This window comes from Carnobacterium viridans (assembly GCF_900102725.1).
Taxonomy (GTDB): Bacteria; Bacillota; Bacilli; order Lactobacillales; family Carnobacteriaceae; genus Carnobacterium_B; species Carnobacterium_B viridans.
Genome location: NZ_FNJW01000008.1, coordinates 297,585 through 320,822 on the forward strand (window position 1 = coordinate 297,585; position 23,238 = coordinate 320,822).

Annotated in this window: 21 protein-coding genes and 1 other annotated feature; of the genes, 19 read left to right on the top strand and 2 right to left on the bottom strand. The window is 35.5% G+C overall.

The features are described from left to right. The first annotated feature begins 1 nt into the window (after position 1). The 10 genes from BLT48_RS02880 to dtd all read left to right on the top strand — a co-directional run bounded on the left by BLT48_RS02880 (position 2) and on the right by dtd (position 10,603). Positions 2–1,873 carry an ABC transporter ATP-binding protein gene (locus BLT48_RS02880; RefSeq protein WP_176944147.1) on the top strand — a complete coding sequence of 624 codons (1,872 nt, stop codon included), beginning with the start codon at positions 2–4 and terminating at the stop codon, positions 1,871–1,873. Positions 1,874–2,227: 354 nt separating this feature from the next. After that, positions 2,228–3,109, top strand: a complete 882-nt coding sequence (locus tag BLT48_RS02885) for an AAA family ATPase (protein WP_089975086.1) — start codon at positions 2,228–2,230, stop codon at positions 3,107–3,109. A gap of 64 nt (positions 3,110–3,173) precedes the next feature. After that, on the top strand, positions 3,174–3,662 hold the full coding sequence (locus BLT48_RS02890) for a P-loop nucleotide/nucleoside kinase family protein (protein ID WP_089975088.1): 489 nt from the start codon (positions 3,174–3,176) through the stop codon (positions 3,660–3,662). Positions 3,663–3,828: 166 nt separating this feature from the next. Then, the gene (locus BLT48_RS02895; protein WP_089975091.1) at positions 3,829–4,452 is read left to right on the top strand and encodes a DNA-3-methyladenine glycosylase; all 624 of its coding nucleotides are present in this window, start codon (positions 3,829–3,831) and stop codon (positions 4,450–4,452) included. Positions 4,453–4,475: 23 nt separating this feature from the next. Further along, positions 4,476–4,970 (top strand): DUF3013 family protein, encoded by a 495-nt coding sequence (locus tag BLT48_RS02900; RefSeq protein WP_035022878.1) that lies wholly within the window; start codon positions 4,476–4,478, stop codon positions 4,968–4,970. 46 nt (positions 4,971–5,016) lie between these two features. Further along, positions 5,017–5,970: a 50S ribosomal protein L11 methyltransferase gene (gene prmA / locus BLT48_RS02905; RefSeq protein WP_089975094.1), complete on the top strand. Its 954-nt coding sequence runs from the start codon at positions 5,017–5,019 to the stop codon at positions 5,968–5,970. After that, positions 5,971–6,732, top strand: coding sequence for a 16S rRNA (uracil(1498)-N(3))-methyltransferase (locus BLT48_RS02910; RefSeq protein WP_089975097.1), 762 nt, complete (start codon positions 5,971–5,973; stop codon positions 6,730–6,732). Positions 6,733–6,816: 84 nt separating this feature from the next. Beyond that, on the top strand, positions 6,817–7,461 hold the full coding sequence (gene deoC / locus BLT48_RS02915; RefSeq protein ID WP_197050328.1) for a deoxyribose-phosphate aldolase: 645 nt from the start codon (positions 6,817–6,819) through the stop codon (positions 7,459–7,461). Between the two features lie 277 nt (positions 7,462–7,738). After that, a complete protein-coding gene (locus BLT48_RS02920; protein WP_089975100.1) occupies positions 7,739–9,949 on the top strand; it encodes a RelA/SpoT family protein in 2,211 nt (736 codons plus the stop codon). A gap of 207 nt (positions 9,950–10,156) precedes the next feature. Continuing rightward, positions 10,157–10,603 (top strand): D-aminoacyl-tRNA deacylase, encoded by a 447-nt coding sequence (gene dtd / locus BLT48_RS02925; protein WP_035022887.1) that lies wholly within the window; start codon positions 10,157–10,159, stop codon positions 10,601–10,603. 312 nt (positions 10,604–10,915) lie between these two features. On the opposite strand, the gene BLT48_RS02930 is transcribed toward dtd, so the two are convergent. Further along, entirely contained in the window at positions 10,916–12,232 is a 1,317-nt protein-coding gene (locus tag BLT48_RS02930; RefSeq protein WP_089975103.1) for an N-acetylmuramoyl-L-alanine amidase family protein, read from the bottom strand. Between the two features lie 203 nt (positions 12,233–12,435). Then, positions 12,436–12,645, top strand: a binding site (T-box leader). 68 nt (positions 12,646–12,713) lie between these two features. Here BLT48_RS02930 and hisS point away from each other — a divergent pair. The 8 genes from hisS to truA all read left to right on the top strand — a co-directional run bounded on the left by hisS (position 12,714) and on the right by truA (position 21,539). Next, on the top strand, positions 12,714–14,039 hold the full coding sequence (hisS, locus tag BLT48_RS02935; RefSeq protein ID WP_089975106.1) for a histidine--tRNA ligase: 1,326 nt from the start codon (positions 12,714–12,716) through the stop codon (positions 14,037–14,039). A 32-nt stretch (positions 14,040–14,071) separates the two neighbouring features. Further along, positions 14,072–15,841 (top strand): aspartate--tRNA ligase, encoded by a 1,770-nt coding sequence (gene aspS / locus BLT48_RS02940; RefSeq protein ID WP_089975108.1) that lies wholly within the window; start codon positions 14,072–14,074, stop codon positions 15,839–15,841. Between the two features lie 165 nt (positions 15,842–16,006). Next, complete coding sequence (gene sppA, locus BLT48_RS02945; RefSeq protein ID WP_035022899.1) at positions 16,007–17,044, top strand: signal peptide peptidase SppA; 1,038 nt, start codon at positions 16,007–16,009, stop codon at positions 17,042–17,044. A 1-nt stretch (position 17,045) separates the two neighbouring features. Next, complete coding sequence (locus BLT48_RS02950) at positions 17,046–17,831, top strand: RDD family protein (protein ID WP_081896495.1); 786 nt, start codon at positions 17,046–17,048, stop codon at positions 17,829–17,831. Positions 17,832–17,921: 90 nt separating this feature from the next. Beyond that, positions 17,922–18,824, top strand: a complete 903-nt coding sequence (locus BLT48_RS02955) for a deoxyribonuclease IV (protein ID WP_035022902.1) — start codon at positions 17,922–17,924, stop codon at positions 18,822–18,824. A 331-nt stretch (positions 18,825–19,155) separates the two neighbouring features. Then, positions 19,156–19,743: a LemA family protein gene (locus BLT48_RS02960; RefSeq protein ID WP_197050299.1), complete on the top strand. Its 588-nt coding sequence runs from the start codon at positions 19,156–19,158 to the stop codon at positions 19,741–19,743. A gap of 32 nt (positions 19,744–19,775) precedes the next feature. Then, positions 19,776–20,606, top strand: a complete 831-nt coding sequence (locus tag BLT48_RS02965) for a TPM domain-containing protein (protein ID WP_089975110.1) — start codon at positions 19,776–19,778, stop codon at positions 20,604–20,606. A gap of 192 nt (positions 20,607–20,798) precedes the next feature. Continuing rightward, positions 20,799–21,539, top strand: a complete 741-nt coding sequence (gene truA / locus BLT48_RS02970) for a tRNA pseudouridine(38-40) synthase TruA (protein WP_089975113.1) — start codon at positions 20,799–20,801, stop codon at positions 21,537–21,539. A gap of 185 nt (positions 21,540–21,724) precedes the next feature. Here the strand turns inward: truA and BLT48_RS02975 are convergent, their stop codons facing one another. After that, entirely contained in the window at positions 21,725–22,558 is an 834-nt protein-coding gene (locus tag BLT48_RS02975) for a pyruvate, water dikinase regulatory protein (protein ID WP_089975115.1), read from the bottom strand. Positions 22,559–22,729: 171 nt separating this feature from the next. On the opposite strand from BLT48_RS02975, the gene BLT48_RS02980 reads away from it, so the two are divergent. Beyond that, positions 22,730–23,143, top strand: a complete 414-nt coding sequence (locus BLT48_RS02980) for a Fur family transcriptional regulator (RefSeq protein WP_035022910.1) — start codon at positions 22,730–22,732, stop codon at positions 23,141–23,143. Positions 23,144–23,238: the final 95 nt, after the last annotated feature.

Below are 23,238 nucleotides of genomic sequence, written 5' to 3' on the forward strand. Positions count from 1 at the left end.
GATGATGAGACCAACTGTTAGTCCATTAAAAATATTCAAAAGAATTCTGTCTTACGCGACGAAGCAATATAAATTACGAATCATTGTCGTAGTTGTCAGTATTGTTATTAGTGCAGCAACCAATGCGATTGGGATCAGTTTTACAAAGACTTTGATTGATGAGTACATTGCGCCACTTCTTACTCAAACAACACCTGATTTTTCGAATCTTGCGCGTATGGTTGGATTGATGGCGCTGTTGTATTTGACCGGTGCTTTATTTACCTATATTTTTAATCGCACAATGGTTACAGTATCACAGGGAATTCTTAAAGATATTCGTGATGAAATGTTTACGCACATGGAATCTTTGCCAATTCGTTATTTCGACAGCAATGCAACAGGCGATATCATGAGCCACTATACGAATGATACGGATACGTTAAGACAGATGATCAGTCAATCCATTCCACAAATTTTTTCTTCGCTGATCATGATTTTATCGATTATTATTGCCATGTTTATTATTAATATCCCAATGACCTTAGTGGTTTTGTTTATGGTAGGGATCATGGTTGCTGTTATTCGTACGATTGGTGGGAAAAGTGGTCGTTACTTCTCGATTCAACAAGCCGCATTGGGTACGTTGAATGGTTATGTGGAAGAAATGATCGAAGGACAAAAAGTTGTGAAAGTATTCAATCATGAGGAAGAAGCAGTTGCTGACTTTAGCAAGTTAAATGAAGACTTAAGAGAGAATGCTACAAAAGCGAATACGTATGCAAATATTTTAATGCCGATTATGGGAAATATTGGGAACTTTATGTACTTGTTAACAGCTGTCATAGGAGCGACTCTCTCAATCACTGGATTAACGGCTTTAACGGTTGGCAGTATAGCATCTTTTGTTCAATTTACGAAAAGTATCACTATGCCTGTAGCGCAGATTTCACAACAGTTTAATGTGATTATTTTATCGCTTGCGGGTGCAGAACGTATCTTTAATTTATTGGATGAAAAACCTGAAGAAGACAGTGGAACGGTTGAGTTAGTAAATGTTACTAAACAAGCAGATGGAACACTTGTAGAATCTACACAACGGACAGGTGGTTGGGCATGGAAACAAACGATTGCTACCAATGAAGTTGTGTACAAAGAGTTAACTGGAGATGTGCGTTTTAAAGATGTGACCTTTGGCTATAATTCAGATAAAACGATTCTTCATAACATTAATTTATTTGCAAAACCAGGACAAAAACTTGCCTTTGTTGGAGCAACAGGTGCTGGGAAAACCACCATCACCAACTTGATCAATCGCTTTTATGATATACAAAAGGGAACCATTACTTACGATGGAATCGATGTTAAAAACATCAAGAAAGATGACTTAAGAAGATCGTTAGGAATCGTTCTACAAGACACACATTTATTCTCAGGAACGATTAAGGACAATATTCGTTACGGACGTTTAGATGCTACAGACGAAGAAATTGAAGCAGCGGCAAAATTAGTCAATGCGGATTTCTTCATCAGACAATTGCCACATGGGTACGATACAGAATTAACAGGAGATGGCGGTTCGCTTTCTCAAGGACAAAGACAATTGCTGGCAATTGCCAGAGCAGCTGTTGCGAATCCACCTGTCTTGATTCTTGATGAAGCAACGTCTAGTATCGATACACGTACGGAGACGGTCGTACAAAGCGGAATGGATGCTTTGATGAAGGGTAGAACAGTATTGGTAATCGCTCATCGCCTTTCAACTGTCCGCAACTCGGATGCAATCATGGTAATGGAACAAGGACGTATCATTGAAAGAGGGAACCATGAAGAGTTGATTTCTCAAGAAGGAGAATACTACCAACTTTATACTGGTGCTTTTGAAATGGATTAAATAAAGGTTGTATGACAAATAGTGTTGGTGCATCAAACTGAAATTTCTTCCGGAATGAACGGGTTTGCTTGTGGAGAGCCATGGGATCCCATACAAGCTACAAGCAAACCCTATTCCTCCAAAAATTTTGTATAATCAATTTTAGAAAGCTACCAACACTAAAAATTATAGATCCTAAATAAACAGACTAGAGGCACTTTCCAATTTGGAGAGTGCCTTTAATTATCAAAAACGATTGTATTAGTTGTCCAACAAGAGTAATAAATTGAATTAGCACTATATGACTAGTTTACTTCATAATAATCTTCCTGCATAATGAAAATAAAGCTAAAATATTCCAGAAGGGAGAGTAGCATGAAGTATTTAAACTCAATCACATTTCCTGATAAAGAGGTAGAATTTGATTTTTTTCTCGAAATTAAACGAACAGTCTATGATTCTTTTTATCCCTTTCAAGTTTTACCAAAACACAGTTTTGAAAGAATTGATTTTGAACCAATCACCATCCTTTATGGGGGAAATGGTTCTGGCAAAACTACAGCCTTAAATATCATTGCTGAAAAATTAGGATTAAAGCGAGATTCTAGTTTCAATACAACCAATTTTTTTGTGAATTATCTTTCTCTTTGTGCTATAGACAGTGTGGAAAAAATTCCTGTTCATAGCAGAATTATTACAAGTGATGATGTATTTGATTACATCTTAACTATTCGTGCATTGAATGAAGGTATTGATTTAAAGCGTGAAGCGCTATTTGAGGAATATTTAGAAGCAAAATATTCTAAATTTCAGATGCAGTCATTAGAAGATTCCGATCAATTGCGAAAAGTAACGGATGCTAGAAGTAAAAGTCAGTCACGTTATGTTAAAGATAAGTTGATGAATAATGTTCGAGAATACTCAAATGGTGAGAATGCCTTTCGTTATTTTACAAATAAAATCGAAGAAAATGGACTCTATGTATTAGATGAACCAGAAAATAGTCTTTCACCGATTCGTCAAATGGAGCTTATGCAATTTATCGAAGATTCTGCTCGGTTTTTTGGATGTCAATTTATTATTTCTACTCATTCACCATTCTTTTTAGCACTTCGCGAGGCAAAAATCTATGATTTAGATTCAGATCCGGTAGACGTGAAAAAATGGACAGAATTAGAAAATGTCCAAACTTATTATAATTTCTTCAAAGAGCATCAAGAAGAATTTCATTCATCTGAGAATAAAACTAAGGACTAAGAATGGAATAGCCAGATAGATGACTAACCTTTGAAGTGAACTATACATTATGGAGGTATCTTAGATGAAAGAACCATACCATTCAACAAGTAGAGTTATTCTTATGTGTGGAACAGCAGGATCAGGAAAGTCGACGTATGCTCAGATGCTGGAACAACAAGGATTCGTTCGTTTGTCTTATGATGTAGAGTCATTTAATAAAGGATACAAAATTCACCCGCTGCCAACTGATGTTTACGATGAAATCAAAACGTCTCTTGATCTAAAGTTAAAAATACTAATTAAAAAAAATAAAGATGTTGTTCTAGATTATTCTTTTTGGTCACGTAAAATGCGTGATGAATATAAAAATATGTTGCTTCCATTCGGTGTAAAACCAGAAATCATTGTAATCGTTACTCCTAAAGAAATTGTTTTACAAAGAATTCACGACCGAAAAGGAAAAAATCCTAATGATATTATATTAGACGAACAAACTGCAGCTCACTATTATGAAAATTTTCAGCCACCAACACTTGATGAAGGGGAGATAACCATCATTAATGGCTACTAATAGTCAAGTTAGAAAAAAATATTTTCATCAATTAAAGTTCAAGGTAATGTATTGAATTGTCAATCTTAGAAATGACTTTCTTTTTATCTAAGTGTTATTTTATTGTATAATAGTAAATGAAGAAACAATCACTAAAAATGTACTAAAACAAGAAAGAGGAATAAAATTGAATTTTTGGACAGATCATACTAAAACAACTGAAGAAATTGCTCAAGACTTATTGGGATGTTTAGTCATCAAAGAAACGGATGAAGGGGTGACATCTGGTTGGATCGTAGAAACAGAAGCTTATTTAGGTGAAATAGATGAAGCTGCTCATAGTTTTGGTTTGAAAGAAACTCCTCGTCTAGCATCTATGTATAAAGAACCGGGTACTATTTATATTTACAGTATGCACACTCATTTGATGCTGAATGTTGTTGTTCAAGAAAAAGGAATACCAGAAGCGATTCTGATACGGGCTATTGAACCATATAAAGGTATGGCTCTTATGTCTGATCGAAGAGGGAAAACTGGTTTTGTAGTAACAGATGGGCCTGGTAAATTAACGAAGGCAATGGACATTACTAAGTTGGATGACGGCACACTTGCTTGGGAACCACCTTTAAGAATTGATGTTGAAACTAGGAAAATACCTAAGAAAATCGAGGTATCTTCTAGAATAGGTATTCCAAATAAAGGAAAGTGGACGGATGCATTATTGCGGTATACTGTTGTGGGAAATCCATATGTATCAAGGAAAAAAGGGGAAATAGAAGCAGATTTCGGTTGGAATGAACCAATCAACTAATCAACTAATGGAGGCGGAAAATTATGGCACAAGAAACACTAATAGATTATTTAGGCGAAGCGTTAGAAGAAAGTGATTTTGAATTTGATTGGAAGTTGGAATGGAATAAAAAACAACACGCTATTGAAGTTTATTTTTCAATTTTTGCTGAACAAAAAGAAAACAATATTATTATTGAAGATATTGAAGGAACAGCTACACAAAATGAAATCATTCAATTTGAAGATGCAATTTGTTTCTTTGACCCTAAAAAATCAAAAATTCAAATGGATAATTATTTAAAAGCTTTTCCTTTTGATTTTAAAATGGGTATCGAAAAAGGATATATTGATGCCATACTTAAAACACTTCGGATAGTTGTAACAGAAGGACAATCTGATTTATTAGACTTTGCGTCTGACCCTGCAATTGAAGAATTTGAATTAAACTGGAATGATACGAATTTCGACGGAACAATCAAAACGTTGAAAGATATCAACCGTTATAGTGAAGAGAAACTTCTTTATCCAAAGTATTAACCTAATCGATATAAAATGAATTGTTAATTGGAGGCAAAGCGACAAGATGAAGTGGACTGAATTACAAATACAAACCTCAAATGAAGCGGTAGATGCTGTTTCGAATATCCTGATAGAATCAGGTTCACAAGGCGTGGCTATTGAGGATATACAAGATTTTTTTAATACGCCAGATGATGGATTTGGTGAAATTTGGGCATTAGATGAAGCTGACTTTTCTAAAGAAGGAGTTATTATTAAAGCCTATTTTCCAGACACACTTTTTTTGCCTGAATTAGTTCCTGGTATTCAACAAAGAATCAAAGCTTTAGAGACTTTTGGTTTAACGATAACGCCGAATACGTTGAAAATAGAAGAAGTAACGGAAGAGAACTGGGCAACAGCTTGGAAAAAATATTACCATCCTTTGCAAGTAACGCGATTTTTAACGGTCGTTCCAAGTTGGGAAGCGTATGAATTAAAACAGGCAGATGAGCGTGTGATTCGATTAGATCCGGGCTTAGCTTTCGGTACAGGAACTCATCCGACAACTATACTGTCCTTGCAAGCTCTTGAAACATATATTCGTGGAAATGAAACAATTTTAGATGTAGGAACAGGTTCAGGTGTATTAAGTATTGCCAGTAAAGCTCTAGGCGCCAAGCATGTTCATGCGTATGATTTAGATGACGTTGCAGTAAAAGCAGCAATGGATAATATTAGATTAAATGACTATGCTAAAGACGTTACTGTAAAAGCCAATGACTTGCTGAAAGGTGTAACAATCGAAGCAGATATTGTGGTAGCTAATATCTTATCAGAAATCATTGTACCGCTTATCCCAGAAGCTTATGCTGTTTTGAAGCCAGGTGGTCTATTTTTAACATCTGGAATTATTGAAGATAAAAAAGAACTCATTCTTTCTGAACAAAAGAAACAAGGTTTCACAATTATTCAAGTGCAACAAATGAAAGATTGGTGTAGTATTGTCGCTAAAAAACCGTTGGCGGAGGATGAATAAATGCAACGTTATTTTTTGAAAGAGGATTTAACAGATTACCAAAACCAACCCATTTCAATCAGCGGAGATGCTTTCCATCATATGGTAAAAGTTATGCGCATGAAAGTTGATCATCGTGTATACCTTGTCACAAAAGATCAAAAAGCTTTCATTGCTAGAATCACTGCCATAGAAGAGAAAGAAGTTCAGTTAAATTGGGTAGAAGATGACCTAAGGCAACAAGAAATGCCTATTGAAGTAACGATTGCAAGTGGACTTCCTAAAGGCGATAAATTGGATTTAATCATTCAAAAGGGAACAGAATTGGGTGCAAGTGCCTTTATTCCTTTTGCAGGTTCTTTTTCAATCACAAAATGGGACGCAAAAAAAGCGGCTAAAAAAATTGAACGGTTACAAAAAATTGCGCAAGAAGCAGCTGAACAATCTCATCGTACAAAAATCCCAACCATTGAGACGCTCTCTTCGGTAAAACAGTTGGTAGAAATGAAAGGAAATTTTGATGTTTGCTTAGTAGCTTATGAAGAAAGTGCTAAAGTGGGAGAAGACCAAAATTTCGTTAAAGGATTGAAACAGGTTCCGGTTGGTGGAAAGCTGTTGATAGTTTTTGGTCCAGAAGGTGGGTTGTCAAAAGAAGAAATCACTGTTTTTCTTCAACATGGTTTTTTACCTTGCGCATTAGGTCCTAGAATTTTAAGAACGGAAACTGCTCCGTTATATGCATTATCTGCTATCTCGTATCATTATGAATTGCTGCATAAATGAGAACTTTCTTTTTGTTCCAAAATAAAAAGTCAGGTATAATGGAAATGCTATCATTAGTATGAGAAAGAGGGATATAATATGACAATAGAATTAAACAAAACAATTGATCACACGATATTAAAACCAGAAGCAACGGAAACACAAATTATCACACTTTGTGAAGAAGCTGCAGAGTATAACTTTATGTCTGTATGTGTCAATCCAACATGGGTAAAAAAATCCGCTGAATTGCTTAAGGGTACAGATGTAAAAGTATGTACAGTTATTGGTTTTCCTTTAGGAGCTAACACACCGGAAGTTAAAGCTTTTGAAGCAGAAAATGCAATCCAAAATGGCGCAACAGAAGTAGATATGGTCATCAATATTGGCGCACTTAAAGGCGGAGATGACGCTTTAGTTCAACGTGATATTGAAAGTGTCGTAAATGTTTCAAAAGGAAAAGCTTTATCAAAAGTTATTATCGAAACAGCTCTATTGACAAATGAAGAAAAAGTACGTGCATGTGAACTTGCTAAAAAAGCAGGAGCTGATTTTGTTAAAACTTCTACTGGATTTTCAACGGGTGGAGCTACACTTGAAGACATTAAATTGATGCGTGCAACTGTAGGACCAGAAATGGGCGTTAAAGCAAGCGGTGGCGTTCGTACGACTGAAGATGCACACCAATTTATTGAAGCAGGAGCTACACGTTTAGGATCTTCAAATGGTTTAGCAATCGTAAAAGGATAGTCTGACAGCAGTTAGATGAATTAAAAAGTGAATAAACTATCTGATAGAATATGAGTCTCAAGTACGGCTCGTATTCTATTTTTCTGATTAAAAAAATAAAGACTGTTTTATTTGATTTTTGTGTTTATATTGAAATAAGGGTGTATTACGGGTATAATATACTGTAAATACATGTGGTAAAGCACTCATTTGGAGTGCTTATTTTGTATTAATCTTGTTGTATGAAAAGCAAGGTCAGTACTTATAAACTAGTGATAAACGAAAAGAAGGTGGCAAGATGCCCAAAAGTAAAGATTATACTGCACAAGAAGTAATTGCTTTAACGGTTACTTATATGAATAGCAATCATGTAGCTTTTGTCAAAAAGGCATGCGACTTTGCCACAAATGCTCATAAAGATCAGTATAGAAAATCTGGTGAGCCATATATTATTCATCCAATACAAGTTGCCGGGATTTTAGCAGAATTAAAAATGGATCCTGTAACAGTAGCGACTGGGTTTCTTCACGATGTTGTTGAAGATACTGAATATACTTTTGAAGATATTTCAAGAGAATTTACTCCTGAAGTGGCTATGCTTGTAGATGGTGTAACAAAATTAGGGAAAATAAAATACAAATCACATGAAGAACAACAAGCAGAAAATCACCGTAAAATGTTGCTGGCAATGGCAAAAGACTTAAGAGTTATCATGGTTAAGTTAGCTGACCGTTTGCACAATTTACGCACACTAAAGTTTCATAGGCCTGAAAAGCAAAGACGCATTGCAAATGAAACACTTGAAGTCTATGCTCCGCTAGCTCATCGATTAGGGATCAATTTAATTAAATGGGAATTAGAAGACACTTCTTTGCGTTACCTAAATCCTCAACAATATTATCGTATTGTTCATTTAATGAATTCTAAAAGAGAAGAACGAGAAAAATATATCACGGATTCTATTTCAAAAATTGAAGAGTCTGTAGAGGAATTAAATATATCTGCAGATATTACAGGCAGACCAAAACACATTTATTCCATTTACCGTAAAATGCGTGACCAGAAGAAACAATTTGATCAAATTTACGATCTATTAGCTATACGCGTTATTGTAGACTCGATTAAAGATTGTTATGCAGTGTTAGGTGCAATTCATACACGTTGGAAACCGATGCCGGGTAGATTTAAAGATTATATTGCCATGCCAAAATCGAACATGTATCAGTCCATCCATACTACCGTTATAGGGGAATTTGGCAAACCTATAGAAGTTCAAATCCGCACAAAAGAAATGCATGCAGTTGCAGAATATGGAGTTGCAGCTCACTGGGCATACAAAGAAGGCATTACCAGAAAAGTTGAAGATGATTCAGATGGTAATAAAATCTCTTGGTTTAGAGATATTATTGAATTACAAGATGAATCTAGTGATGCAAGCGACTTTATGGAAAGTGTCAAAGAAGATATTTTTAAAGATAAAGTTTACGTCTTTACGCCAAAAGGCGATGTAAGTGAATTGCCTTCTGGTGCTGGTCCGTTAGACTTTGCATTTAATATTCATACTGAAATAGGGAGTAAGACCACTGGTGCTAAAGTTAATGGAAAGATCGTTCCATTAAATTACAAATTAAAAACGGGCGACATTATTGAAATATTGACTTCTCCAAATTCTTATGGACCAAGTCGTGATTGGATTAATTTAGTATCAACCAGCAAAGCTAAAAATAAAATAAAACGTTTCTTTAAACTACAAGATCGTGAAGTTAATGTTATAAAAGGTCGCGAAATGGTTGAAAAACAGTTAACGGATATGCAGTTTCTGCCGAAAAATTTCTTGACGAAAAATAATATCAAAATGCTTTTAGAAAGATTTAATTTCACTTCAGAAGATGATTTATACGCTGCCGTAGGATATGGTGAATTAACAGCTCTTGTAGTAGCCAATCGCTTAACGGAAAAAGAGCGCAGAGAGCGAGATCTTGAAAAGAAAATACAAGATACTACGTCAATAGAAATGAAAACTAAAAAAGAGCCTGAAAAAATTAAAATAAAACATGAGGGCGGCATAGTCATTCAAGGAATAGATAATTTATTGATTCGTATCAGTCGATGTTGCAATCCTGTTCCGGGTGATGAAATTGTTGGGTATATTACGAAAGGTCGTGGCGTTTCGATTCATCGAAAAACGTGTCCGAATGTTTTAGCAGCAAAAGATGCTGAGAATCGATTAATTGATGTTGAGTGGGAAGATACGACATCTAAGAGTCAAGAATACAATGCAGAATTACAGATTATTGGCTATAACCGTTCCGGTTTGTTGAATGAAGTATTGCAAGTTGTAAACAGTATGACCAAAAATTTAAACAATGTGAATGGAAAAGTAGACAATAATAAAATGGCTACTATTACATTAACAGTGGGCATTCAAAATATTCAACAATTAGACAAAATTGTTGAAAAAATAAAATCGATTCCTGATGTATACAGTGTGAGAAGAATGTCTTCTTAATAGTAAATAAAGAAAGTAGAAATTACCTAGCTTATAGGATATTTCTGCTTTTTTATGGGTTCTTTTACAATTGTTGAGATGCCCTAAAGGATATTTCTTTTAGAATAGAAGTAATCTTATCTTTCAAATTAATACCAGGTCCGATACAATTATTAAACAAGAAGATAGACAAGTAAAAATTCTTAGAAAGTAAAAAGGTGGTCCAAGATGAGAGTTATCATACAAAGAACAAAGCAAGCAAGTGTCAGCATTGAAGAATCGACTGTAGGAGAGATCACTCACGGATTCGTTCTATTGGTTGGAATAGAAGAAGAGGATCAACAAGAGGATATCGACTACCTTGTACGTAAAATCAGCAAAATGCGTATTTTTGAAGATACACAAGGGAAAATGAATTTAAGTATAGAGGATGTTGGTGGAGAGATTCTTTCCATTTCTCAATTTACACTACATGCTGACACTAAAAAAGGGAATCGCCCAAGCTTTATTAAAGCAGCAAAACCAGACATAGCTATTCCAATATATGATGCATTCAATAATCAGTTAAGAGCGTCCGGTATAACGGTTCAAACAGGAACCTTTGGTGCAGACATGCAAGTTTCGCTTGTAAATGATGGTCCCGTAACTATAATCATAGATAGTAAACAACGTTAAAAAAAGGGTCTATAATTTTTAGTGTTGGTAGATTTCTAAAATTAATTATACAAAATTTTTGGAGGAATAGGGGTTGCTTGTAGCCGTGCATTGGATTCAATGCGAATTACAGAGCGTTGACGCTTCAGCGGTTACGCTTTGTTTGAGGCTTTAAAGCCTGAAGATTATAAGCTTCAGGCGGTCTCATGGCTCTATACAAGCAAACCCGTTCATTCCAGAAGAAATTTTAGTTTGATGCACCAACACTATTTGTCATACAACCTAAAAAAACTGACCATACAAGGAAATTTCCTTGTATGGTCAGTTTTTTATTTACGGAATAAAGTATTGATTCAATGATTGATAAAGTATCTCTGCAATAGAAGATTGATAAGATGCGGAGTTGACTGTATCTTGATCTACATCATTATTTAGATAGCCCAATTCAAGCAGGATAGCAGGTTGTGTATTTTCTCTTGTGACGTAGAAATTTCCAAATCGCACACCGTTGTTTGGCAATAAGCCATTTTGTTTCAAATTAGCATTTACGATTTCAGCTAACGGCATATCTTTGTCATGATAATAGTACGTTGTTGTACCACTGATTTCATTAGCGGTTTCAGTTGAATCGTAATGTAAACTAATGAATACATCTGCATTTGATTGATTACTGATAACCGTCCGCTCATCTAAACTGACAAATTCATCATCTGATCGCGTCAAGATAACATTTGCTCCAGCATCACGCAACCGATTAGCCACGAGCTTAGCTGTATCTAACGTAACCTCTTTTTCATAAAATGAATGTGCTAAGGCACCAGGATCATCTCCACCATGTCCGGCATCGATTACAATCGTTGCTTCAGCTAAGGAAGTAATATTGGCAGTTGGTGCAGGTGTTTGACTGCCAGATAAGTCTACCACCCAGTTTGCTACATAACCCGTTTCACCACTTGCTAACTCTATTTGATACCAGTCGCCTTTAGTAGAGAGATAGGTGAAACTTTCTCCTTTTTCAGCCGTTGCCACAACACTACTTTCAACAGAAGGGCTGGTACGAATATTCGTACCAGCACTACGAGTTGTAACGGTTTGTATAGGTGCTGAATTTTCTTCTGCTACTGCAACAGTGGTTGTTTCAGTAGATGATTCAGTGATATCAATTAACTCTGAACTGATCCAAGCAACTTGTCCATAGTATTGAACTTGTGTCCAGCCTTCTTGCTGGAACAGTACAGTTAGCTCTGTTCCATTGACTACTTTTCCCAGAATAGTAGAGTCCGCATTGCTTTCACTACGTATATTTACTTCGTCTCCAGTAACCACACCCATTTTATTGGTTGCAGCACTCACTTCGGTATTTTCAATAAGCCAGCTGGCAATCCAGCCGATCTGATCATTACTTAAACGCACTTTATACCATTCATTTTCCTCGGTTAACATGGTTACTTTTTCTCCACCAGTAACTTGTGTCATAATGTCGTAAGATAGTCCTGGACCCGTTCGGACATTGACAACACTTGCGTCTACTTTTATGGTTCCTTGATTAGCCAGAACGACAGTGGCGAAAGCAGTTAATCCGATAAACAATGCAATGATGAACAATGTAACAATCTTTTTTGGCTTTTTTAATGTCAATTTATTTTCCACTGATAGTTTCACTACTTTCTTAATGGCGGTAACGCAACCAACTATAGATTATATGTACTTTTCAATTATAGCAATGATGCGCTTTAATATGCAATTAAATCCTAATATTCTTTTGTTTTTTTTACAAATGAATAGAACAAGACCTTTTTGCATTCTAGTCTTGACATTATTTATCCTTTCTTGTAATCTTACATTATTGTATATAACACCCAATGAGAGAAAAAGTAAGTAGTTCTGACGTGTGAATAGAGAGAATTTCCTTGGCTGAAAGAAATTCCCGTAGAGTTAATTGAAAGACATTCTTGAGGGTTAGCAGTGAAAAGCTGTTACGTTACGAGCGTTAATCGTTGAGGAAAGCTTAGGCTTTCAAACAAAGGTGGTACCACGATAATAACTAATCATTCGTCCTTATTCTAATTAGAATAAGGACGTTTTTTTGTATTTTTTTAGAATAATTGTAAAAAATAAGGAGTGTTGATTAATGGCTATTCAAAAACCTAAAGGGACAGCAGATTTATTACCCGAAGATTCAAGGAAATGGCAATATGTTGAAGAAATTTTAAATATGGTCTTGGCTGATTATCAATTTGGAGAAATAAGAACTCCTATTTTTGAGAGCTATGATTTATTTTCTCGCGGTGTAGGAGAAACAAGCGATATCGTTTCAAAAGAAATGTATGATTTTTATGATAAAGGCAAACGTCATATGTCGCTTCGTCCAGAAGGAACAGCGCCAGTTGTTCGTGCATTTGTTGAAAACAAACTATTCGGACCTGAACACAATAAACCATACAAAGTTTATTATAAAGGTCCAATGTTCCGCTATGAACGTCCTCAAGGCGGTAGAATGAGACAATTCCACCAATTAGGTGTTGAAGTTTTTGGCAGTACGAACCCGGCAACAGATGTCGAGTCAATGGCTCTTGCTATGGCTTTGTTTGAAGAACTTGGGCTAGAAAAATTGACTTTAGTGATCAATTCACTAGGGGATTCCCAAAGTCGTGTAGCTTATAGAGAAGCTTTAATTGCTTATCTAGAACCTCATTTCGAAGAGTTAAGTGCCGATTCGCAAACACGTTTGCACAAAAATCCTTTACGTGTATTAGACAGTAAAGATAAAAAAGATAAAGCAATCGTCCAAAATGCTCCATCTATTCTAGATTATTTAAGCGAAGATTCAGCAAAACACTTTGAAGCCGTTAAAGAAATGTTAACAGCTTTAGAGATTCCTTTTGTGATCGATAGCAATATGGTTAGGGGATTAGACTACTATACACACACAATTTTTGAAGTGATGAGTGATGCTCCTGGATTTGGTGCAATCACAACAATTTGTGCCGGTGGCCGTTATGATGGATTAGTAGAAGAAGTCGGTGGTCCTGCCACTCCTGGTTTTGGTTTCGCGTTAGGATTAGAACGTTTAATGATGACATTAGAAGCAGAAGAAATTGATATACCGGATTTGCATGAAGTAGATGTCTATGTTATTGGTTTAGGAGAAGCAACAAATCTTGAATCACTTAAAATCGTTCAAGCTGCTCGAAAAGCGGGGTTGTCTGCTGAACGGGATTACATGAATCGTAAAATAAAAGGCCAGTTTAAAACAGCTTCAAAACTAAATGCCAAAGTGGTCATTACTTTAGGTGATGCAGAACTAGAACAAAAAGAAGTGAATTTTAAAGTCATGAAGACTGGAAATGAATCAAAAGTTCCGTTAAAAGAGGTCTACAAAGATTTTGAAAAATTATTTAATTTAAAAGTAGCAGATATGACAGCTTTCAATGACTTTTTCAATAAAGAAGATTAAATAGGAACAACTAGTGATAGGAGCTGGAGCAAATGGGAAAAAGAACGGAATATTGCGGGAAAATCTCGCGTGATTTATTAGGACAAGAAGTAATCTTAAAAGGATGGGTACAAAAAAGAAGAGATTTAGGGGATTTGATTTTTATTGATTTAAGAGACCGAGAAGGAATTGTTCAAATCGTTTTCAACCCGACATTTTCAAAAGAAGCATTAGCTATCGCTGAAGACGTACGTAGTGAATATGTCCTTGAAGTTAAAGGGAAAGTTGTTGAAAGAAAAGAAGCTGTTGTAAATAAGAAAATCTCAACAGGAGAATTAGAAGTCGAAGTATACGATGTGAAAGTTCTTAATGCTTCAAAAACAACACCGTTTTATATTGAAGATGGTGTAGCTGTATCAGATGATAAAAGAATGCAATACCGTTACCTTGATTTAAGACGTCCAGAGATGACTCAGAATATGATCTTACGTCACCAGATGACAAAATCGATTCGTCATTATTTAGATGATCATAATTTTATTGATACTGAAACACCTTATTTAACAAAATCAACTCCAGAAGGTGCACGAGACTATTTGGTGCCATCCCGAGTTCATCCAGGTCATTTTTATGCATTGCCTCAATCGCCACAATTATTCAAACAACTCTTAATGGGAGCTGGATTTGATCGCTATTATCAAATCGTGCGTTGTTTTAGAGATGAAGATTTACGTGGAGACCGTCAACCGGAGTTTACTCAAGTCGATATTGAGACCAGTTTTTTGGAACCTGAAGAGATTCAATCATTTACTGAAGAATTATTAGCTAAAGTATTAAAAGATACAAAAGACGTTGAATTGACGTTACCATTCCCGCGTATGGGATATGACGAAGCAATTAGTCGTTACGGTAGTGATAAACCAGATGTTCGTTTTGGATTAGAATTAGTAGATGTCAGTGATTTAGTGAAAGATTCTAGTTTCAAAGTCTTTAGTGGAGCTATTGAAAATGGTGGAGCTGTTAAAGCCATCAACGCTAAAGGAGCTGCCGGCAACTACTCTCGAAAAGAGATTGATGCTTTAGGCGAATTTGTTTCTGTCTATGGAGCTAAAGGTCTAGCGTGGTTAAAAGTTGAAGATGATGGTCTAAAAGGACCAATCGCTAAATTCTTTAAAGAAGATGCAGAAGCATTGATTGAAAAAATGGATGCTAAAACAGGCGATTTGTTGTTGTTTGTAGCGGATAAAAAATCCGTTGTCCATGATTCATTAGGTGCATTGCGTTCGAAATTAGGAAAAGAATTAGAATTGATTGATGAATCTATTTATGCTTTTATGTGGATCGTAGACTGGCCATTATTGGAGTACGATGAAGAAGCAGGACGCTACTCAGCGGCTCATCACCCGTTCACAATGCCAAAAGAGTCTGATATTGGTTTACTTGAAACAGATCCTGGAAAAGTTTACGCTCAAGCCTATGATATTGTCTTAAATGGCTACGAATTAGGTGGAGGTTCAATTAGAATTCATACTCGCGACTTACAAGAAAAAATGTTTGCAGCTTTAGGATTTTCAAAAGAAGAAGCAGAAGAACAATTTGGGTTCTTGTTAGAAGCACTTGACTATGGTTTCCCTCCACATGGTGGAATTGCCTTAGGACTTGACCGCTTTGCTATGCTGTTGGCCGGCAAAGAAAATATTCGTGAAGTGATTGCTTTCCCTAAAAATGGAAAAGCGACAGATCCATTAACTTCAGCACCTAGTTTAGTCAGTGAAGCGCAATTAGATGAATTATCAATTCACACAACAAAAATTGAAGATTAAATTGTAATCTTTTCTTTGACAGTAAAAAACGTGAGCAAACGAATATTGCTCACGTTTTTTTGTTCACTGAAAATAACTTAGCAGAAATGAATTAAGATTTAGCTTGTTATTCATAGTCAATTTTGTCAAAATAGATTAAGGAAACAAAATTTGGGAGGTTTATAGATGAATGCAAAAAGATGGAGTGCAATTGGTGTTGCACTAGGGATTTTTATTTTCTCACTATTTTTCAGTCATTATTTTTCTTATATTGTCGAAAAACAAGAAGCAACTGAATCATTAAGTGATAATTTATTAGGCTTTTTAGGTACTACTGTATTGGAAGAAAGTTTAGTAGAAGCTGGGGATGCTTCTAAACGAATCGTTTTGTTGTCGGTAGACGGAACAATTTTAGACGGTCAAACATCTGGCTTTACAGGAGATTCAGTGTACGATCATGACTTGTTTTTACAACAGTTGGAACAAGTATTAGTAGACGATACGATTAAAGCCATTGTTTTATCCGTCAATACTCCAGGCGGTGGTACATATGAAAGTGCTCAAATCAAAGACAAATTAGTAGAGATTCAAGAAACAACTGAAAAACCTATTTATGTTTCAATGGGAAGTATGGCTGCTAGCGGCGGGTACTATATCTCTGCTTCCGCAGAAAAAATATTTGCTTCTGAAGAGACTTTAACAGGATCAATTGGTGTCATTATGTCCGGAACGAATTTTAGCGACTTGCTTGAAAAGATCGGGGTTGATGATACAACTATCAAAAGTGGCGAGTTCAAGGATATTGGATCCTCAACTCGGACAATGACTGAAGAGGATGCAGAAATTTTACAAACGATGGTAAATACGTCGTTTGATCGTTTTGTAGACGTTATTGTTGAAGGGCGTGGAATGGATGAAGAAGTGGTCAGGGCAATAGCTGATGGACGTATTTACGATGGTGCACAAGCTGTTTCAAATGGTTTGGTCGATGAAATAGGTTATCAAGAAGATGTACTTGAGGCGATTAAAAAAGATTACGATTTAGAAGATGCAGAACTCTTTACCTATCAAGGTCCTTCCATGTCATTTTCTTCATTGTTTAGTTCTAAAGTCAGTAGTTTATTTCAATCAGGTGAGTCAATGAACTCAGATATCGATAAACTGATGACAGCAATTGGAACACCTGATTCTCCTAAGATGATGTATTACTATGGAGGTGAATAGAATGAGCACACCTTCCAATAATCATGAGCACGACCACTTGAAAGAATCGACCCAAGCAAAAAAAGGCGATACAAAAGAGCTGGATGTAAGTGCGTTAAAAAAAGCGTTAGCTAGTGAAGAAGCAGAACTTGAACGAGCAAAACGATTAAAACGTTTAGAACAACAGAAAGCAACGATCATTAAGGAAGATTCTGCTGTTAATCCAGTTTCACAAGAATTTCAAAATAAATCAACAGACAAAATGAGTTCACAAGATCTTCGAGATGCTAGACGAAAGTATTGGCAAGAAAAACAAAAACAAGAAGAGCGTATGCGCAAACCATTTCACAGTTATCCTGCATTTTTCTATACAGGATTTTGGTTCAGATTTTTTGCTTTTTTAGTTGATTTACTCGTCATCTCAAGTATCAATCGATTAATTGTTCAGCCGCTATTCTTGTTATTAAGGCATCCATTAAATGATGATGCATTCTCAGCGTTTTCGTTAAGTAAATTGGTTATCTACTTACTCTATTTTGTATTAGCAACAAAATTAACGAATGGACAAACAATTGGAAAAATTATTTTTGGGATTCGAGTAGTTAGTTTTAAAGAAGAAAAACTAAGCTGGGCAACAGTCATTATCCGAGAATGCTTTAGTCGCTATATTTTAAAAACATTTCCATTTATCTATCTTATGGTGTTGTTCACACAAGAAAAACAACATTTAGGTGATTTTTTCAGTGATACATCTGTTGTCTCTGAAAACTTAATTCGGGCAAACCAGATGTCATTTGAGAAGCAATAAAAATAGAAGAACAAGTTCAAGTTTGGTTGTTCTTTTGAAATAACTAGCTTAGAATAAAAGAAAATGCAGTTAATGTTAGGAGAAAAAAAGATGGTTTTATTAGGTTCACATGTTTCAATGAGTGGAAAAAAGATGTTGCTGGGTTCAGCTGAAGAAGCGAGCAGCTACAACGCTACAACGTTCATGATTTATACTGGAGCTCCACAAAACACGCGACGCAAAGCAATTGAAGATATGAATATTCCGATAGGCACTTCCTATATGGAAGAAAATAATCTGTCTAATATGGTTGTTCATGCGCCATATATTATTAATCTAGGAAATACCATTAAACCTGAAAATTTCACATTTGCGATTGAGTTTTTAAGAGCAGAAATTTTAAGGGCTGAAGCATTAGGAGCTAGACAAATTACTATGCATCCAGGCGCGCATGTAGGTGCTGGTTCAGAAGCGGGTATTGCTCAAATTATTAAAGGATTGAATGAAGTTTTGCATAAAGATCAGCTAGCACAGATTGCTTTAGAAACAATGGCTGGAAAAGGAACTGAAGTTGGACGTAATTTTGAAGAAATCGCTAAAATTATTGACGGTGTAACGTTAAACGACAAACTGTCTGTCACAATGGATACGTGTCATATAAATGATGCCGGATATAACGTGAAGGAGGACTTTGATGGTGTTTTAAATGAGTTTGATAAAATTGTAGGATTGGAACGTCTTAAAGTGGTACATGTGAATGATTCAAAAAATCCACAAGGCAGTCATAAAGACCGCCATGCAAATATTGGTTTTGGAACGATCGGATTTGACGCTTTAAACAAAGTGGTACACCATCCTCAATTGATTCATCTACCTAAAATATTGGAAACACCCTATGTGGGAGAAGACAAAAAAGATAAAAAAGCACCATATGGCTATGAAATCAAAATGCTAAAAGAACAGACTTTTAATCCTAATTTATTAGAGGACATTTTAAATCAAGTAGGTTATTAATCACGCAAGTAGTACTCTAAAGAGAAAAAGAAAGATTCCTTTCTTTTTCTCTTTTCTTAACTTTATTATTTCCTAAATAATGAAATTTATGACATAATTAATACGTTCATAACAGTATAGGGAAATAAAGGTTCCATGTCTCTCCACAATTAAAATCGTCTATTCCAGAAGAGATTTATTTTATACTGTCAACACTATTTGTTGGATTTGCGAAATAATTTGTTGTTTTAAGGTTAAATATAAGGCTTTCATCCTTAAGGCGGATGCATCAATCAAAAATTTACAGTATAATTAAATCGTTAGAACAATATTAAGAAAGAAGGATGACAAAATGAAAAATATGAAAAACGGCACAAAAATAATTATAGGAATTATCGTAGCTGTAGTGATTATAGCCATTCCGTTAATTAGTTCGTACAACGGATTGATCAAAGAAGAAAGTAACGTAGATCTTGCGTGGTCACAAGTTGAATCACAATTGCAACGTAGAAATGACTTGATTCCGAACTTGGTTAATTCCGTTCAAGGCGCAATGGATCAAGAAGAAGAAGTATTTACAGCCATAGCAGATGCACGTGCTTCATTAAGTGGAGCGGGTTCGATGGAAGAAGAAGTAGAAGCAAATAACGAAATGAATTCAGCTTTATCAAGATTATTAGTAGTAGTTGAAAGTTACCCAGAACTAAAATCTAATGAAAATGTAACAGCTTTAATGGATGAATTAGCAGGTACAGAAAATCGAATTGCCGTTGAAAGACAACGTTACAATGAGACAGTGCAAGGATACAACAATCGTGTGAAACGATTCCCGGGTTCAATTATTGCAAATATGACTGGCTTCTCAGAAAAACCATACTTTGAAGCAGTTGAAGGTGCAGAAATAGCTCCTGAAGTGAATTTTGATAATGATGAGGAATAATCATAAGGATTTATGTGTTAGGAGGAAATTTAGTGAGAAAAATTGACCGTTTTTCAATTTTAAGTTTTTTCTCGATTTCTTTCGGATTGTTGCTTATGTTTCTATTTCCTTTAACTGCTGAGGCGGCTGTTGATTATCCAGAACCTTCTACTGAATTTTATGTTTATGATGAAGCAAACTTACTTTCTGACGAAACAGAAAAATTTATTATAGATGTCAATAAACATTATGAAGATACCCAAGAGAAGCCGCAAATAATTGTAGCTACTGTAAACAGTTTGCAAGGTGTGACAATCGAAGAATACACGGTAGAACTGTTTGAAAAGTGGGGAATTGGTAATGCTGAGTCAGATAATGGAGTCTTGATTCTTTTATCTGCTGAGGAACGTGAAATCCGTTTTGAAATTGGCTATGGATTAGAAGGCGCTCTGACAGATAGTGGAACTGGAGCGATTTTAGATCGAAATCTTGAAGCTTTATCCAATGATGATTACAATACAGCACTGAAAAGTATTTTTACTGAAACAGCGATAAGAGTTAATGAAGAATATCAGTTTGATAATGATACGATTTTTTCTGGCTACGACGTCAATGCCGAAGATTATGAAGACGACTCAGGAGACTTTCCAGCTATTCTGATAGTGGTGCTTATCTTCTTTGTTATCAGCAGCTTTTTTGGCGGCGGCGGATCAGGTGGTGGAAGAGGAAGAGGAAGCAGCATGTGGCCTTTCTTACTTGGAATGTCCGGCGGAAGTCGTTACCGTGGAGGCGGTGGTGGTTTTGGCGGCGGCGGTTTCGGTGGTGGAGGCGGCTTTGGCGGCGGCGGATCATCCGGTGGTGGAGGATCAAGCCGAGGTTTCTAAAATATAGCCAAGCTCTTTGAACTAAATCAGTAGTAAAAAATCTTAAATGCCCCTATCGTATAGAGGGGCATAAATAAACAAGTAATTTAATAACAAGTACTGTTAATGTCTAATCTAATAAACAATTATAGGTCTAATAGAGAAGTAGACGACATGGAAATAGGGCAAAATCAGATGATTAAGAGGGATATAATGAGAAACATTAAAATGACGATTGAGTATGATGGCGGTAGGTATTTAGGCTGGCAAAGGCTCAGTGATTCAGACAAAACCATTCAAGGAAAAATAGAAAATATTTTGACCGCAATGACAGGAACAAAAACTGAAATAATCGGATCAGGGCGCACGGATGCCGGAGCTCATGCTAAAGGGCAGGTAGCCAATTTCAAAACAACATCTACCATGGAATTTCCAGCGATGTTGGATCATTTGAACCGTTATCTCCCACGTGATATTGTCGTGAAGAAACTTGAGGAAGTACCTGAAAGATTCCATGCAAGGTATAATGCTAGTGGGAAAAAATACAGCTATTATGTTTGGAATAATAGTGTCCCTTCTGTTTTTGAACGTAATTTCAGCTATGATTTTCCTGGAGAACTTGATTTTAAAAAAATGAACGAGGCTTGCAATAAGCTTGTTGGAACACATGATTTCATAGGTTTCTCTTCACTCAAAAAATCTAAAAAATCGACGGTTAGAACGATTGATGAAATCAAGATCCACAAAGAAGGAGATCTGCTTCACTTTACATTCACAGGTGAAGGCTTTCTATATAAAATGATTCGCATCATTATGGGAACGCTCTTGGAAATTGGGTCTGGTATGGCAGATCCATCATCTATAGATGCTGTCTTTAAGAATGGAATCAGAAGCGATGCCGGCATGACAGTACCTTCTCAAGGATTGTTCCTAGATGAAGTTTATTATGACTAATTAGACGATTTACCGGATTACCACTACTAACTTTAGCTAAAGCTTCTCTAGATAGTGGACTGGTCTTTCAAAATAGAAAGAATAAACCTAAAGAACTATAGCTTAAAAGCTTTAATTCTTTAGGTTTATTTTTTTGCGACAAATAGAAAGATTACATGGTCTATTCAGTTAGAACTAAGCTCCAATTAGTTTTGTTCGAATTTCTTATGTTCGATTTGTAAAGTATTGATAATGATTGCAGCTGTCTCTTCAATCGATTTTTTTGAAACATTGATCACCAAACATCCTAATTTATCATACAAGTCTTTTGCGAAAACGAGTTCTTTATCAATTCGGTCTAATTTAGAATATTCCGTATCTGGATTCATTCCATAAGTAATCATTCGTTCACGACGAATGGAGTTCAGCGCTTCACGATCACTAGTTAGTCCAACGATTTTTTTCGGATCTACTTCCCATATTTGTTCGGGTATATGTGCTTCAGGAATAAGAGGCAAGTTAGCCACTTTATAATTCTGATTAGCTAAAAACATACTTAAAGGTGTTTTTGATGTTCTAGAAATTCCCAGCAATACAATGTCAGCTTCTAAAAATCCTTTAGGATCACGACCATCATCAAATTTAACAGCAAATTCAATTGCCTTAATTCGATTAAAATAAGTTTCATCTAAAAGGTGTAAAGCTCCTGGTTTTTGTATAGGGGCCATTTCAGAACGTTTTTCAAGTTCACTTATGATTGGAGAAAGTGGATCAAAAAAAATCAATTCATGCGATTGACAAAACGTTTTAGCTGTTTCATTTAAAGCTTTATCTACCAATGTATGAAGAACGATTGCATTATCCATTTCTGCTTTTTCTAAAATAGATAAAAGAGTATCTGATCCGCGAATGAAAGGGTAGGCTGAAACTTTAATATCTGCATCAGGAAACTGAGTCATAGCAGCTTGTCCAAGTTGACTAGCTGTTCCGCCTACTGAATCGGAGATGATATAAACATTAATCGTTGAGTTTGAAGACATGTTATTCCTCCTTTTTATATCTGCTTACTTCATTAATAGTATACAAGAACCCTCAACTAAACAACAATAAATCACTTAAAAAATGATGAAATCAAGAACTTGATTAAGCTGTAGCAAATGCGTTATACTATGTGATGGTAATTGGATCATGTAAAGGAGGCGACCACTTATATGACAGCAGTTGAACAAGCAATTAAAACGTTGAAAGAACACGGATATAAATATACAGATAAACGTGAAAACATGTTATCCGTATTTGCAGCTGAAAATCGATATCTAACTGCAAAAGAAGTACAACTTGGTTTGAAAGAAAGATACCCTTCTATCAGTTACGATACGATTTATCGAAACATTTATACCTTTGTAGAATTAGAGGTACTTGAAGAAACTGAATTAAACGGAGAAAAAATGTTCCGTTTTGGGTGTAAACACACTGGACACCATCATCATTTTATTTGTACAAATTGTGGAAAAACAAAACAAATCGAAATGTGCCCAATGAATTTCTTTGAAACTCAACTAAACGGGTGCCAGATTGAATCCCATCGATTTGAAATTTTTGGAAAATGTGAAAATTGTTCTTAATAAATGGTATTAAAAGCAAAAAACTGCTTATTTTTTATTAAAATATGGAAATGTTGTATTGACGTAAAAAAATACATTCGATATAATAAGGAAGG

What these genes read in the sequence shown, in the direction of transcription:
- BLT48_RS02920 (WP_089975100.1), top strand. Translation starts at nt 7,739, where the DNA reads ATGCCCAAAAGTAAAGATTATACTGCACAAGAAGTAATTGCTTTAACG.
- sppA (WP_035022899.1), top strand. Translation starts at nt 16,007, where the DNA reads ATGAATGCAAAAAGATGGAGTGCAATTGGTGTTGCACTAGGGATTTTT.
- BLT48_RS02960 (WP_197050299.1), top strand. Translation starts at nt 19,156, where the DNA reads ATGAAAAATATGAAAAACGGCACAAAAATAATTATAGGAATTATCGTA.
- BLT48_RS02890 (WP_089975088.1), top strand. Translation starts at nt 3,174, where the DNA reads ATGAAAGAACCATACCATTCAACAAGTAGAGTTATTCTTATGTGTGGA.
- BLT48_RS02950 (WP_081896495.1), top strand. Translation starts at nt 17,046, where the DNA reads ATGAGCACACCTTCCAATAATCATGAGCACGACCACTTGAAAGAATCG.
- hisS (WP_089975106.1), top strand. Translation starts at nt 12,714, where the DNA reads ATGGCTATTCAAAAACCTAAAGGGACAGCAGATTTATTACCCGAAGAT.
- BLT48_RS02885 (WP_089975086.1), top strand. Translation starts at nt 2,228, where the DNA reads ATGAAGTATTTAAACTCAATCACATTTCCTGATAAAGAGGTAGAATTT.
- BLT48_RS02980 (WP_035022910.1), top strand. Translation starts at nt 22,730, where the DNA reads ATGACAGCAGTTGAACAAGCAATTAAAACGTTGAAAGAACACGGATAT.
- BLT48_RS02900 (WP_035022878.1), top strand. Translation starts at nt 4,476, where the DNA reads ATGGCACAAGAAACACTAATAGATTATTTAGGCGAAGCGTTAGAAGAA.
- BLT48_RS02955 (WP_035022902.1), top strand. Translation starts at nt 17,922, where the DNA reads ATGGTTTTATTAGGTTCACATGTTTCAATGAGTGGAAAAAAGATGTTG.
- truA (WP_089975113.1), top strand. Translation starts at nt 20,799, where the DNA reads ATGAGAAACATTAAAATGACGATTGAGTATGATGGCGGTAGGTATTTA.
- BLT48_RS02880 (WP_176944147.1), top strand. Translation starts at nt 2, where the DNA reads ATGATGAGACCAACTGTTAGTCCATTAAAAATATTCAAAAGAATTCTG.
- aspS (WP_089975108.1), top strand. Translation starts at nt 14,072, where the DNA reads ATGGGAAAAAGAACGGAATATTGCGGGAAAATCTCGCGTGATTTATTA.
- dtd (WP_035022887.1), top strand. Translation starts at nt 10,157, where the DNA reads ATGAGAGTTATCATACAAAGAACAAAGCAAGCAAGTGTCAGCATTGAA.
- BLT48_RS02975 (WP_089975115.1), bottom strand. Translation starts at nt 22,558, where the DNA reads ATGTCTTCAAACTCAACGATTAATGTTTATATCATCTCCGATTCAGTA.
- BLT48_RS02910 (WP_089975097.1), top strand. Translation starts at nt 5,971, where the DNA reads ATGCAACGTTATTTTTTGAAAGAGGATTTAACAGATTACCAAAACCAA.
- prmA (WP_089975094.1), top strand. Translation starts at nt 5,017, where the DNA reads ATGAAGTGGACTGAATTACAAATACAAACCTCAAATGAAGCGGTAGAT.